The sequence below is a fragment of the Pukyongiella litopenaei genome (genome assembly GCF_003008555.2).
Lineage (GTDB): Bacteria > Pseudomonadota > Alphaproteobacteria > Rhodobacterales > Rhodobacteraceae > Pukyongiella > Pukyongiella litopenaei.
In genome coordinates this window covers 1,405,094-1,418,610 of sequence record NZ_CP027665.1, presented here as the reverse complement: position 1 = coordinate 1,418,610, position 13,517 = coordinate 1,405,094, and the positions used below count along the sequence as shown (strand labels likewise).

Below are 13,517 nucleotides of genomic sequence, written 5' to 3'. Positions count from 1 at the left end.
ATTTTTTAATGCTAGGAGAAGGTAATGATACGATTGAAGTATCTCATTGCCGCAGTCTTGGCCCTTTTTTTAAGCTTCTTGGGTGACATTTCGGCGGCATTGGCAGTTAATTCAGAAACGGTGCGTGACGAGGATATCCGTGACCGGCTGACCAGAGCATCGGAAGAGATTAAGACCGAGGCGGATAGGGAAACCACTGGCCGTACTGATCGGTTTGCTCAATGGTACAATTGGGGCAATTGGGCAAACTGGAACAACTGGCGGAATTGGTAGGCCTTGTGTTATGGGTCGCCCTGGTTTGGTCGGGATGCAGCTATTGGTGCTGCAACCCACACCTTTTTGCAACATCAACTGCAGATATTGTTACCTTCCATCGCGCAATGATCGGGGACGGATGAGCGCCGAGACGCTGGAGGCGGTCGGCGCCCGGGTCGTATCGAGTCCATTGTTTGGGGACGGGACGACCGTTGTCTGGCACGCGGGCGAGCCGTTGGTGCTGAGCCCGGACTGGTATCGAGATGCGGTCAGGATTCTTGAGATATCTGGCGGGCGAACTGTCGCGCGCCAGAGCTTTCAAACCAATGCGACCCTGATCAATGATGCCTGGTTGGACCATCTGGGCAGTCCCGGGGTTTCGGTCGGGGTGAGTCTGGACGGTCCGGAGGACCTGCATGACCTCAACCGCCGTGATCGGCGTGGGCGAGGGACCTTCCGGGCGACCATGAGCGGGATCGGCAAGCTAAATGCGCGCCGCATTCCTTTTCATATCATCTCGGTTATCACCGCTGCCTCATTGGATCGACCCCAAGAGGTTGCACGGGCGCTTGTTGACGCTGGGCCGACATCAATCGGCCTGAACCTTGAAGAAATCGATGGGACGAACGAATCGTCGAGCTTGTTGCAGTCCGAGTCACAAGACCGGGTCCGACGGTTTCTCGACGGGTTCTTGGACGTGCTCGACTCCGAACCCGATGCCCCCGTGCTTCGCGAGGCCGAGGCTTTACGAAACCTGTTAGGGGCGATGAAATCCGGAAAGCGGGCCTGCAGTCAGGAAAACGTCCCGGGCGCCATCGTGTCAGTCGATATGAAGGGTGAAATCTCGACCTATTCGCCAGAGCTAATGGGGGTCGATGCGCCTCGGTTCAACGGGTTCAAATTCGGCAATGTGCACGATATCCACGATCTGAGCGATGTGTTTCTTGGCCGAGCCTTTCTCGCTTGTCACCGCCAGATCGCTGTTGGCGTTTCGAAATGCGCAAGAAGTTGCGCCCATTTCCCGCTCTGCGGCGGTGGATCTCCGTCCAACAAGTTTGGTGAAACCGGACGTCTGGACTGCACTGAAACCGCTTTCTGCCGTTTGTCGGTCAAAACCGTTCTCGACCATCTTGCGGATCGCTTGGCCGGGCCAGTATCTCGGAGGGTGGCCCGTTGACCGACGGAGATGATCCCGCACCTGCGGCGCCAAAGCCGCCCCCTGCCAAGACGGGTCTTGCCGCCAAGATACGCGAGACCGTCGGGCGATGGTCTGTCGCAAGGATGGTTGGGCGCTTTCTGACCTACTCCGCAGTGTTGATACTCTTGCTCTACCTGCTGGTACCTTGGGCTGTGCGTACACTCGGGGATTTGCCGTATGATTGCTGCGCAGGTAGATTTTTCAACCCCGAAAGAGAGGGATTGATTTCGATCACTTCGCCTCAGCTCTTTACTCGGGAACGACTCGTCAATCAGCGGCTCGACGAAAGCGCCTGGATCGACCGCCGCATCAAGGCCGTCGATACACTTTTGGAGAAGCAGCGGTTCTCCACATATTCGCAGGTTGCCGTCACGAAAGAAACGCTTCTGGCTGCGTTGGAAACCGATGAGACGGTCGAGAGCAACATAGACGCCCCCGACGCAATGGAATCGTTCGGCGAATTGCGGATCGAGCCTTACAACGAATTCAAGCGAGCCAATAGCTATCGCCGGCTCCTGGTGCAGGAGAAGTTCCAGTCTGTACTTGATGATGCGCACGACACATCGTCAAACACACTGCAGCGCCTGAACTTCGATTTGACAATTACACCCGCCCGCCAGCGCAGCACATCGGTTGCGACGGTATCCCTCACCCTGGAACAGCCCAAGGATCCCGAATGGATCCTCCAAAAATACGGTGAACTTCTCTTTGATGTCCGCGAAGAGCTTCAGGATATCGCACATCGGACGATCAGTGACCGACAGAAGATCTATGACGTAAATACGGAAAGTAGCTATGCGCTGAATGCGAAGACGGCGGAGTTGCTGCGACGAGAGCTCGAACAGTCAGTAACCGACGACGTTGATGTCAGAACTGAAATCGAAGCCCTAAAAGAATCTGCGAACGAGCAATATCTTGGGCGCCTATTCTCACGGTTTCGACAACATCTCTTGTCGGTCGGAAAAGACCCTGCGATAGGATTGGCCTTGGTAAAGGTGTTCTTTCCCGAAAGCGAACAGTGGTCGGATGATATGATCGGTCCGCTCCTGGATGCCTGTTCTGTGGGGCCTACGAGTATCTGGGCCCTGCTCCCCCCAAACAGCACGAACAGCGTAAACTACCTCAAGCTGGAGGAAGTGCATGAAACGTTTCAGAAACTGAAAGGTGCCCCGATCCATTCGAATGTTGAAGAAAGATCGAAGTCGATGCTGCGGGTGGCGCTTTCCGAGTCGTTCTTCAAGGCATCCTGCCCGCCAAGTCCGGAAAAGCTGACACAAGCCGCCATGATCGAACTGCTCGGCAAGAGCTATCTCGAAAAGCAGCAGAAATTGGACGACTGGAAAGTACACTGTACGATCAAAAAATTAAATATTGCCCGCCGCAGCGATACAGACGCAAAGCAGATACTCGATCAGTCTGAAGAGTTCAAACTTATCGACGATTATTTCAGGAAATGTAACGCTGTTCTCAATGAAGTTCGAGCGGCGTCACGGTCCGCCGGTTTGGTCTTGCTGGTCAAGGCTGAACTGGAAAATAAGCCGGTGGACACAGCTGGACGTCTGCGGCGGATTGATGACTATTTCTCCATCAGCACCGAAAGTTGTGACTGGCAGAGCTGCCAACTGATCGTCCGCACAAAATCGGAACAGTATCGGGTGGCCAAGCGACTGGCGCAGAACGAAAGTGCCGCCGATGATGGGAGAGGCAAAAAAGATCGCAAGTCTGCCGAGGAGATCGAAATCGACAAACGCGCGCTGATGATAGGCAGACAAGAAGCGCTGAGGTTGTTTTCCGAACTGTCCTGCTTTGCCTCGGCTCGCAGCTACACGGTCTATCCACGCGAGGGAATAGGGCAGAATGTTCACGAGAAAACCAGCCGTGACTGGTCGCTCTTGTCCTGGTTTGGTCAAAACCAAGTCGAGGGGTCTTCCTCTGTCGAACAAGCGCGCATCACGCAATCTGTTCCCATCTTGGGTATTGGAGATATCGGGAACAGAGACGGCAGGATTTCCGAACGTCGACCATCCGAATGCGGCGCGGATTTTGTGACACTCCTGAACAGTCTAAGGATGGAAGTCGATTTGACGTCAGTCCTCTCGAAAGCGCTGAATGACAGCAAAGATACCTTGAGCGAGAAACTCTCGGACGACTGGAAGAAAGATATGAGGTGTTTGCTGAACAAGGCGACCGATGCAATTGGAGATGTGGAGCTCTTCGAGAAGACGGCACAAACCTGTTATCAGAAGTCGTCTGATACAATTGATCAGCCTGGCGATGAGAAAGTGAAGGACTTTGATCTGAGCGCGCTCACAATGGTTGTGCGATTTCTTCGTGAACGCAGCACAACTATCTCCTGGATCGTCTTTCCAAAAGACGAAGGGTTGTGGGGCGTGCGTCATGTAGCGCAGAATATCCCGCTATCAGCCATAGTGTCGCTGCCGAGTTGGTGGCCCGGCCTTCAGGTCGTGAGCGAAACATGTTGGCAAAGACCAAAGCGAATGCGGGTGTATAGTGATCGCAGCCTGTGCCCAGAACCTGAGTCACCAGAAAAACCTGTCAGACGGGCGCGCGTCGAAACGAGCCAACTTTTGCCCCTACCCAACGGTGTCGAGGACGTGTTGTCGAAACTCGGGTTCTTCCTGATCCGCTATCCCTACATCGATCGGCAAGGAACCGAGAACATCGTACTTGAATCCGGCCGCGAGGCAACGTTGCGCTTGACCGGGAAACGGCTGTGGAAAAATCCCAAGGTCCGTCTGGGCGAACAATGGTCATCCGAAATCGAGGTTCTACCGGATATGCGCGGGATTCTCGCGAAGTTCGAATGCCTTGATCCGCTAGCTCCCGGTGACGGGAAAAAGATGGTTCACCGGGAAACTGGTCTGACAGAACTGGCAGGTGCCGAGGCTGATCGCACCTCCGACATCGGCTTTGATGCGGATCCGCGCGAAAGGACTTCGGATAGTACTCGATATTCTGAGTTGCGTTCTGCTCGTGTTTGGACCAGCGAAGGCAACACTCAAGATGTGTCTGTCACCGTGCGCGCATTCCGACCCAGATATGTTGTGTATCGCCAGGCGGAACGGCCGTGTTGGGAAAAAGGGAAGGGGCCCGACAATAGAAGTCAAGGGGGAAACTAGTCACCCGGCCCACCATCGCTTCATCCCCCAAGACCACTTCATTGAATGATACGAATTACCGTTCCGGGTGACTAGAGCATCGGTCACATTCCGGCAAAAGCGGGTTGTGCTGCCCAAATCTCGTACGGGCTTCATAATGTGAATCCAGCGGGATGGATGGGCGGCTTGGGCAGACCGATTTTGTGATCCACAGGACTTCGAAACGGCCAGCCCACAACGTGGCACGCAAGCGCCGTGGCTCGCTGACGATCTGGTTCGACCCCGAGATCAACTGGGATGCTGTGCCGAACGGCAAACGCCGCCATCGGGCAAAAAAAGTCGCGGTTTCGCAGCCGGATCCACGCGATTCCAACAGCTTGCGCGACCGCAGGCGCCGCTCGGGGCGAAAAACGCTTGTTCAGCAAACAGATTCAGGCGACCCTGACCGAACGCGGCACGCTACTTGGGGAATGCCGGTTGGATCAAAGCAAGGGGAAAGCGCCGGTATCGCCGATGCGGGCCAACAAGGGAATTGACATGATCAAAGTGAAACTCGGGCTGACCGTGGCCGCAATCTGCGCCGCCACGGCAACATGGGCGGGCAAGGCCGACGACACACTCAAGGCTGCGTTTACCAAGGAACTGGAAAACGTCGACAGCTATTTCAACTCATCCCGCGAGGGCGTGGTGCTGCAACGCGCGATCTGGGACGGGCTGATCTATCGCGATCCGGCCACCAACGAATACAAGGGCAACCTGGCGACCGATTGGACATGGATCGACGACACCACTCTCGAATTGAAGCTGCGCGAGGGCGTGACATTTCACAATGGCGAGCCGTTCAACGCCGATGATGTCGTCTATACCGTCAATTTTGTCGCCGACGAAGCCAATGGCGTAAAGACCCAGCGCAATGTGAACTGGATGAAATCGGCGGAAAAGGTCGACGATTACACCGTTCGGATCCTGCTGAAGGAGCCGTTCCCCGCCGCCATCGAATTCCTGTCGGGGCCGGTATCGATGTACCCGGACGAGTATTATGCAGAGGCCGGTCCGACCGGGATGGGGCTGAAGCCGGTGGGCACGGGCCCCTACAAGGTGACCGAAGTGGTGCCGGGCCAGCATTTCGTGCTGGAGAAGAACGAAAACTATCACGACAGCCCCAAGGGACAGCCGGAAATCGGCAAGATCGATATCCGCACGATCCCCGATGTGAACACGCAGATTGCCGAACTTTTCAACGGCTCGCTTGACCTGATCTGGCAGACGCCTGCGGACCAGGCCGAAAAGCTGGCCGCAATGGACCAGTTCACCGTCGCCAATGAAAGCACCATGCGCATCGGCTATCTGACTTTGGATGCCGCAGGGCGCACCGGGGCCGACAACCCGTTCACCAAGCTGAAGGTGCGGCAGGCGGTGGCGCATGCCATCGACCGCGAGGCGCTGGTAAGCGCGCTGCTCAAGGGCAAGAGCCAGGTCATCTCGACCGCCTGTTTTCCCAGCCAGTTTGGCTGTGCTCAGGATGTCACGAGCTATGAATACGACCCCGAAAAGGCCAAGGCGCTGCTGGCCGAAGCAGGCTATCCGGATGGGTTCGAAACCGATTACTACGCCTATCGCGACCGTGAATATGCCGAGGCGATTTCTTCGTTTCTGAACGCGGTTGGCATCAAGACCAACTTCAACATGCTGCAATACTCGGCCCTGCGGGAGTTGCGGATGAAAGAGGGTTCGCCGGTTTCGTTCCAGACCTGGGGGTCCTATTCGATCAACGATACCTCCGCGATCACCAGCCAGTTCTTCAAGTTCGGATCGCTGGATGACTCCCGTGACCAGGAAATCAAGGACTGGCTCGATGTGGCTGACAGTTCGACCGACCCGGCCGAGCGCGAGGAATACTATCGCAAGGCGCTGCAGAAGATCGCCGACCAGGCGTATTGGGTGCCCATGTTCAGCTACAACACCAACTACGTCTTCACCAAGGAGGTCGCCTATACGCCGACCCCGGACGAGGTGTTGCGCTTTACCACCATGCGCTGGAACTGATCACCTCTGGCAGCAGGGGCCGCTCCGGCCCTTGCCGCCCTTTCTGAAAGGCCCCCGCGCCCGTGCTGCAATTCATTGCCAAGCGCCTCGGTCTCGCCCTGCTCGTGGCCCTGACCGTGTCGATCATCAGCTTTTCCCTGCTGTTTCTCTCGGGTGATCCGGCGGCGGCCCTGGCAGGGGAAACCGCCACCGACCAGGATGTCGAGGCGATCCGCAAGCTCTATGGCTTCGACCGTCCGATGCTGGTGCAATACTGGGACTGGCTGTCAGGCGCCATGACCGGCGATCTGGGGGAAAGCTACTATTTCAAGCTGCCGGTTGCCGGTCTGATCGCCGACCGTTTGCAGATCACCATGCTGTTGGGTGTCTGCGGCATCACCTTTGCCCTGCTCACCGCCGTGCCGCTGGGCGTGGTCGCTGCGATCCGACCCAATTCGGTGATCGACCGGCTGGCGCTGTTCCTTTCGGTGGCGGGGCAGGCGATGCCGTCCTTCTGGTTCGGCCTTATTCTGATCGTCGTGTTCTCGATCAAGCTGGGCTGGTTGCCGCCCTCGGGCACGACGACCTGGGCACATTTCATCATGCCGACCATCGTTCTGGGCTATTACGCGATGCCCGCGATCATGCGCCTGACCCGCGCCGGCATGCTCGAGGTGCTGTCATCCGACTACATCCGCACCGCCCGGGCCAAGGGCGCACCCGAAGCGACGGTCCTGTTCAAACATGCGCTCAGGAATGCCATCATTCCCGTGGTCAGCCTGGCCGCCGTGCAAATGGGTTTCATGCTGGGCGGTTCGATCGTGGTGGAGAGCATCTTTGCCCTGCACGGCGCGGGGTATCTCGCCTGGGAGAGCATTGCCCGCAACGACCTGCCGACGGTGCAGGCCCTGATCCTGGTGTTCTCGCTGTTCTACATTGTCTTCACCTTCCTGTCCGACGTGCTGAATGCCTGGCTGGATCCGCGAATGAGGGCTGGCTGAGATGAGCGTTGCCACCCCCGATCCTCTGCTGGCGGAGATCATCGGCCCGACACCGGGTCAGATGCTGCGGCGGCGCGTATTCGGTCACCGAGGGCTGCTGATCGGCGCGGTGGTGCTGGCGCTGCTGATGCTGGTGGCCATCCTGGCCCCGCTGTTGGCTCCGCATGATCCCTACGCGCAGAGCCTGCTGGAACGCATGCGCCCGCCCGTATTCCTGGGGGGCGACTGGAACCACCCGCTGGGCACCGATCACCTGGGCCGGGATTACCTGTCGCGGCTGATCTACGGCGCGCGGGTTTCGTTGCTCATCGGCGTTGTCGCGGCAGCGATATCCGGCGTCATCGGCACCGCCATGGGGGTTGCCGCCGGCTATTTCGGCGGCAGGGTCGATGCGGTCGTGACCTTTCTGATCAATGTGCGGCTGGCCATGCCCGTCGTGCTGGTCGCGCTCGCCGTGGTGGCGATCCTGGGCGGGTCGCTTCAGGTGGTGATCGTGGTGCTGGGGCTGCTGCTGTGGGACCGGTTCGCGGTGGTCATGCGGTCGAGCACGCTGCAGGTCCGGGGCCGCGAATACGTTGCCGCCGCCCGCGCAGTCGGGTGTTCGACCCCGCGCATCCTGCTGTCCGAAATCATGCCCAATATCGTCAACAACCTGATCGTGGTGGTGACGCTGGAAATGGCCCATGCGATCCTGCTCGAAGCAGCGCTGTCCTTTCTGGGGCTGGGTGTGCAGCCGCCGACCCCCAGCTGGGGCCTGATGGTGTCGGAGGGCAAGAACATGATGCTGTTCGAACCCTGGCTGGTGCTGATCCCCGGTGCGATCCTGTTCGTGCTGGTGCTGGCGATCAATCTGATGGGCGACGGCCTGCGCGACGTCACCGCGCCCGAAAACCGGAGCTGACCCGATGAGCGACCCGCTTCTGACCGTGCGCGGCCTGACCATCAACATCCCGGTCGGGGGCGGTATCCTGCATGCGGTGCGGGGCATCGATTTCGATCTGAGGCGGGGCGAAACACTGTGCATCGTCGGTGAAAGCGGATCGGGGAAATCGCTGACCTCGCTGGCGGTCATGGGGCTTCTGGGGGGGCGTATCGACCGGCGCGCCCGGCAGATGGAGTTTGACGGGATCGACCTGACCGGAGCGGGCAGCCGCGCGATGCGGCGGCTGCGCGGTGACCGCATGTCGATGATCTTTCAGGAACCGATGACCTCGCTGAACCCGGCCTATACCATTGGCGACCAGTTGACCGAGGCGCTTCTGTTGCACCGAAAGGTCGGACGCGAGGCCGCCCGCGCCCGCGCCATCGAACTGCTGGAAAAGGTGGGCATCACCGCAGCGGCCAGTCGGCTTGGCCAGTATCCGCACCAGCTTTCGGGGGGGCTGCGCCAGCGGGTGATGATCGCCATGGCGCTGATGTGCGAACCCGAGCTGATCATTGCCGATGAACCGACGACCGCGCTGGATGTCACCATCCAGGCGCAGATTCTGCGCCTGCTCGTGGACCTCACGCGCGAAATGGACATGGCGATGATCCTGATTACCCACGATCTGGGTGTGGTCGCCCGCGTTGCCGACAAGGTGGCGGTGATGTATGCGGGCGAACTGGTCGAAACCGGCAGCGCCACTGACGTGTTCAACGCCCCGATGCACCCGTATACCCGTGGCCTGCTGCGCTGCATTCCACAACCGGGCAAGACCGAGCGAGGCGCCCGGCTGGGCACCATTCCCGGCATCGTGCCCAGCCTCGTGGGTGGTGTCACCGGCTGCCCTTTCCGCACCCGATGCGACCAGGCGGTCGAGCGCTGCCGCGACGACATCCCCCGGCACGAACCGGATCCGGGCCACGCCTTTCGCTGTGTCCACGAAACCGGCCACAATCCGGCAGAGGTCCAGCCATGAGCGATGCCCAGACCTCCGCGCCAGTGCTGGAACTGCGCGGTGTGACCAAGACCTATTCGGTGAAACAGGGGCTGTTCGGCAGGCCGAAGCCGCTGACCGCGGTGAATGATGTGTCGCTGTCTCTGGCCCGTGGCGAGGTTCTGGGGCTGGTCGGGGAATCCGGTTGCGGCAAATCCACCCTTGCCAAGATCCTGCTGGGCCTCGAAGCCCCCACCCAGGGAGAGGTGCTCGTCGACGGTCAGGCGGTTCTGGCGAGCGACCGCCGCGCGTTGGCCCGCCGTATCCAGCCGATCTTTCAGGACCCGTATTCCTCGCTGAACCCGCGCAAGCCCATCGCCGACATAGTCTCTCTGCCGCTGCGGGTCCATGATATCGGGGACAGTGCCAGCCGCGACAAGGCGGTGCGCGAGATCCTCGATATCGTCGGACTGCCCGCGCGCGTGATGCAGACCTATCCCAGCCAGATGTCTGGCGGCCAGCGCCAGCGCGTCGCCATCGCCCGGGCCCTGATCATGAAACCGGAAATCGTGATCTGCGACGAACCGACCTCGGCGCTCGATGTGTCCGTGCAAAGCCAGATTCTGAATTTGCTGGGCGATCTCCGCCGCGAGTTCGGACTGACCTACCTGTTCATCAGCCATGATCTGGCAGTGGTCGAACACCTCGCGACGCGGGTGGCAGTGATGTATCTGGGACGTATCGTGGAACAGGCGGACACGGCCGGATTGTTCGACACGTCGCGCCATCCCTACACCCGTGCGCTGTTGAATTCCGTGCTGACACCCGACGCCGGCCTGGGTGTGCCCGATACGGAGCTGGGAATGGATTATCCCAACCCGATCGCGCCTCCACCCGGGTGTCATTTCCACCCCCGCTGCCCGCGCGCCATGACCCATTGCGCCAGTACCGCGCCGCGACCGGTGCCGACACCTGACGGGCATGTGGAATGCCACCTCTACGATACCGAGAACGGCCGCGATACCGGCCCGGCCCTGCACATGAAGGAACCCGCGTGACATCCAGCCTGTCCACCAGCCAGACGATCCGGAAAACCGTGATCGAAACCGAATTCGGTGTCGTCGCCGCCCAGCATTCCCGTGCTGCCCGTATCGGGGCACAAATATTGGCCGCAGGCGGCGACGCGGTGGACGCCGCCACCGCGGTATCCTTTGCGATTGGCGTGGTCGAGCCGTGGATGTCCGGCCCTGCCGGAGGCGGTGCAATGATGCTGTGGCGTGCCGACGAAGCCAAGGCATATGCTCTCAACTACGGCATGCGGTCGCCCAAGGGGCTGAACCCGGCGGATTATCCCCTCAGCGGCGCGGGCGTGGCGGGCGACCTGTTTCCCTGGGAACAGGTCGTGGATGATCGCAACATTCAGGGCGCAACCGCCATTGCCGTGCCGGGCCTCGTCGACGGTGTGGGGCAGGCCTATGAGCGCTTCGGGCGGATGCCGTGGCGCGACCTGGTGCGACCGGCCGTCGACCTGGCGAACGAAGGGTTGCATGTGGACTGGTACGCTGCCCTGATCATCGCCTCGACCACCCGCGAACTGGCCAAGGATCCGGATGCCGCCGCGCTGTTCCTGGAAGACGGGCAATGGCCCACGATCGCCGGCTGGACCAGCCTGTCCGACAAGAGACTGGATATGTCTGCCATGGCGGCATCGCTGGCGGAACTGGCCGAGAAAGGCGCGCGTGAACTCTATGACGGCGATCTCGGCGAGACCCTGGCGGCGGATGTGCGGGCCAAGGGCGGCAGCCTGACACATGCCGATCTGCGGGCCTATCGCGCCCGGTTCGTTACACCGCTGGAATTCGCCTATGGCGCGGGCGGGTTCCATGTGATGCCGGGCCTCACCGCAGGGCCCACGTTTCGCGATACGTTCACCCACCTGGCGCAGGCCGGGTTGCCCGGCGACAGGTCCGATGACAGGCCCGGTGACAGGCTCAGTGACAAGCCCGGTGCCGCAGCCTATGCCGCCTATGCGGCGGCGCTCAAATCCGCCTATGCGCGACGGCTCTCGGGGATGGGGGATGATGGCGAAAGCACCGAAGCCCCGGGCTGCACCACCCATTTCTCGGTGGTGGACCGGCAGGGCAACATGGTGGCGCAGACCCAGACGCTGCTGTCCATCTTTGGCAGCCGCGTCGTGTCGCCCGGCACCGGGTTTCTGATGAACAACGGCATCATGTGGTTCGACCCGGTGCAGGGGCGGCCCAATTCGCTGGGGCCGGACAAGGCCTGCCTGATGAATGTCTGCCCGGTGATCGGCCATGATGGTCACGGCGCACACTTTGCTTTCGGCGCCTCTGGCGGGCGCAAGATCGTCGGCGCCGTCGCGCAATTGTCGTCGTTTGTCTCGGATTTCGGCATGGATATCGAGGCAGCCTTTCACCAGCCGCGCATCGACATATCGGGCGGCGAAGTCGTGGTGGCCGATGACAGCCTGCCGACCGAGGTCATCGCCGCACTGTCAGATGCTCATCCGGTTGCCACCACCCGCCGCACCGTCTTTCCCTACGCGTTCGCCTGTCCCGCCGGGGTCATGCGACGGGATGGCAAAAACACGGGCTGCACCGAGATCATGTCGCCATGGGGCGATGCCATTTCCGAGGACCAGACATGAAACGTGATGCAGCTATCGCCGGGATTTCGGATTATTTCGACAGTGGCAGGTTCCAGTCCGAACTGGCGGATCTGGTCGCCTTCGAGACCGAAAGCCAGAAATCCGACAGCGGCCCCGAACTGCATCGCTACCTGACCGAAGCGATTCAGCCACGCCTGCAGGCCGCGGGCTACAGGTGCGAGATATTCGACAACCCCGATCCGCGCGGCGGCCCGCTGCTGCTTGGCGAACGGATCGAGGGGGCGCACCTGCCAACCGTGCTGACCTATGGCCATGGCGACGTGATCCGGGCCCAGACCGGGCAATGGCGCGACGGGCTGCACCCGTTCACCTTGGTGGAAGAGGGCGACCGGCTCTACGGGCGCGGCACGGCAGACAACAAGGGCCAGCACCTCATCAATATCGCAGCGCTGGAAACCGTGCTGGCCACACGCGGTGCGCTGGGATTCAACAGCAAGATCCTGATCGAGATGAGTGAAGAGACCGGTTCGGCCGGGCTGCCGGAATTCTTCGCCGCACACAAGGACCGCCTGGCCGCAGATGTGCTGATCGCTTCGGACGGGCCGCGCCTGCAACCGGATACGCCGACCATGTTCATGGGGTCCCGCGGTGGCATCGGATTTGACCTGACCGTCGATCTGCGCGAGGGCGCCCATCATTCGGGCAACTGGGGCGGTCTGCTCGCCGACCCGGCGCTGATCCTTGCCCATGCGCTGGCGACCATCACCGATGCGCGCGGACAGATCAGGATACCCGAATGGCGGCCTGCCAGCCTTACCGACGACATCCGCGCCGCCCTGCGGGACCTGCCGGTCAGCGAAGGCGAGGGGCCCGAGGTGAACGAGGATTGGGGCGAGGCGTCCCTGACCCCCGCCGAACGCGTCTATGGCTGGAACAGTTTCGCCGTCCTGGCGATGACGTCCGGCGTTCCCGAGGCCCCGGTCAACGCGATCTCCGCCAGCGCCCGCGCGACCTGCCAGTTGCGATATGTGGTCGGCACCGACCCCGACGACATCCTGCCCGCCTTGCGTCGCCACCTGGACAGGAATGGGTTCGAACAGGTGCGGATCACCCTGCAGGATCGCGGGTTCTTCCGCGCCACCAGGCTGGACCCGACCCATCCGTGGGTGGACTACGTCAAGACCAGCCTGACCCGGACAGCCGGGAAAGAGCCGCATGTCCTGCCCAATCTGGCCGGTTCGCTGCCCAATGACAGCTTTGCGGAGATCCTGGGCCTGCCAACGGTTTGGGTTCCGCACAGCTATCGCGGATGTTCCCAACACGCGCCTGACGAGCATGTGTTGAAACCCATTTGCCGCGATGCCCTGCGGCTGATGGCAGGGCTGTTCTGGGATATCGGAGAGGGACCGGTGCCCGGGTAATCCCGGT

General features: G+C 60.7%; 11 protein-coding genes. All 11 read left to right on the top strand.

Annotated features, from left to right (window positions below):
- Positions 1–24 precede the first annotated feature (24 nt).
- The 11 genes from C6Y53_RS07180 to C6Y53_RS07130 all read left to right on the top strand — a co-directional run bounded on the left by C6Y53_RS07180 (position 25) and on the right by C6Y53_RS07130 (position 13,510).
- Positions 25–273: a hypothetical protein gene (locus tag C6Y53_RS07180; protein ID WP_149615481.1), complete on the top strand. Its 249-nt coding sequence runs from the start codon at positions 25–27 to the stop codon at positions 271–273.
- Positions 274–283: 10 nt separating this feature from the next.
- Positions 284–1,432 carry a cyclophane-forming radical SAM/SPASM peptide maturase GrrM/OscB gene (gene grrM / locus C6Y53_RS07175; RefSeq protein WP_106471818.1) on the top strand — a complete coding sequence of 383 codons (1,149 nt, stop codon included), beginning with the start codon at positions 284–286 and terminating at the stop codon, positions 1,430–1,432.
- Positions 1,429–4,593, top strand: coding sequence for a hypothetical protein (locus tag C6Y53_RS07170; RefSeq protein WP_149615480.1), 3,165 nt, complete (start codon positions 1,429–1,431; stop codon positions 4,591–4,593). The genes grrM and C6Y53_RS07170 overlap by 4 nt, the downstream gene beginning before the upstream one ends.
- Positions 4,594–4,745: 152 nt before the next feature.
- Complete coding sequence (locus C6Y53_RS21355) at positions 4,746–5,108, top strand: hypothetical protein (RefSeq protein ID WP_149615479.1); 363 nt, start codon at positions 4,746–4,748, stop codon at positions 5,106–5,108.
- A gap of 1 nt (position 5,109) precedes the next feature.
- Positions 5,110–6,618 carry an ABC transporter substrate-binding protein gene (locus tag C6Y53_RS07160; protein WP_106473991.1) on the top strand — a complete coding sequence of 503 codons (1,509 nt, stop codon included), beginning with the start codon at positions 5,110–5,112 and terminating at the stop codon, positions 6,616–6,618.
- Positions 6,619–6,680: 62 nt separating this feature from the next.
- A complete protein-coding gene (locus tag C6Y53_RS07155; protein WP_106471816.1) occupies positions 6,681–7,598 on the top strand; it encodes an ABC transporter permease in 918 nt (305 codons plus the stop codon).
- A 1-nt stretch (position 7,599) separates the two neighbouring features.
- On the top strand, positions 7,600–8,499 hold the full coding sequence (locus C6Y53_RS07150; protein WP_106471815.1) for an ABC transporter permease: 900 nt from the start codon (positions 7,600–7,602) through the stop codon (positions 8,497–8,499).
- Between the two features lie 4 nt (positions 8,500–8,503).
- Positions 8,504–9,499, top strand: coding sequence for an ABC transporter ATP-binding protein (locus C6Y53_RS07145; RefSeq protein ID WP_106471814.1), 996 nt, complete (start codon positions 8,504–8,506; stop codon positions 9,497–9,499).
- The gene (locus tag C6Y53_RS07140; protein WP_106471813.1) at positions 9,496–10,515 is read left to right on the top strand and encodes an ABC transporter ATP-binding protein; all 1,020 of its coding nucleotides are present in this window, start codon (positions 9,496–9,498) and stop codon (positions 10,513–10,515) included. Before C6Y53_RS07145 ends, C6Y53_RS07140 begins: the two co-directional genes overlap by 4 nt.
- Complete coding sequence (locus C6Y53_RS07135) at positions 10,512–12,128, top strand: gamma-glutamyltransferase (RefSeq protein ID WP_244614962.1); 1,617 nt, start codon at positions 10,512–10,514, stop codon at positions 12,126–12,128. The genes C6Y53_RS07140 and C6Y53_RS07135 overlap by 4 nt, the downstream gene beginning before the upstream one ends.
- Complete coding sequence (locus C6Y53_RS07130; RefSeq protein ID WP_106471811.1) at positions 12,125–13,510, top strand: M20 family metallopeptidase; 1,386 nt, start codon at positions 12,125–12,127, stop codon at positions 13,508–13,510. The genes C6Y53_RS07135 and C6Y53_RS07130 overlap by 4 nt, the downstream gene beginning before the upstream one ends.
- Positions 13,511–13,517: the final 7 nt, after the last annotated feature.

Coding starts and splice junctions, on each gene's coding strand:
- C6Y53_RS07180 (WP_149615481.1), top strand. CDS start 25: ATGATACGATTGAAGTATCTCATTGCCGCAGTCTTGGCCCTTTTTTTA.
- grrM (WP_106471818.1), top strand. CDS start 284: ATGGGTCGCCCTGGTTTGGTCGGGATGCAGCTATTGGTGCTGCAACCC.
- C6Y53_RS21355 (WP_149615479.1), top strand. CDS start 4,746: ATGGATGGGCGGCTTGGGCAGACCGATTTTGTGATCCACAGGACTTCG.
- C6Y53_RS07160 (WP_106473991.1), top strand. CDS start 5,110: ATGATCAAAGTGAAACTCGGGCTGACCGTGGCCGCAATCTGCGCCGCC.
- C6Y53_RS07150 (WP_106471815.1), top strand. CDS start 7,600: ATGAGCGTTGCCACCCCCGATCCTCTGCTGGCGGAGATCATCGGCCCG.
- C6Y53_RS07145 (WP_106471814.1), top strand. CDS start 8,504: ATGAGCGACCCGCTTCTGACCGTGCGCGGCCTGACCATCAACATCCCG.
- C6Y53_RS07140 (WP_106471813.1), top strand. CDS start 9,496: ATGAGCGATGCCCAGACCTCCGCGCCAGTGCTGGAACTGCGCGGTGTG.
- C6Y53_RS07130 (WP_106471811.1), top strand. CDS start 12,125: ATGAAACGTGATGCAGCTATCGCCGGGATTTCGGATTATTTCGACAGT.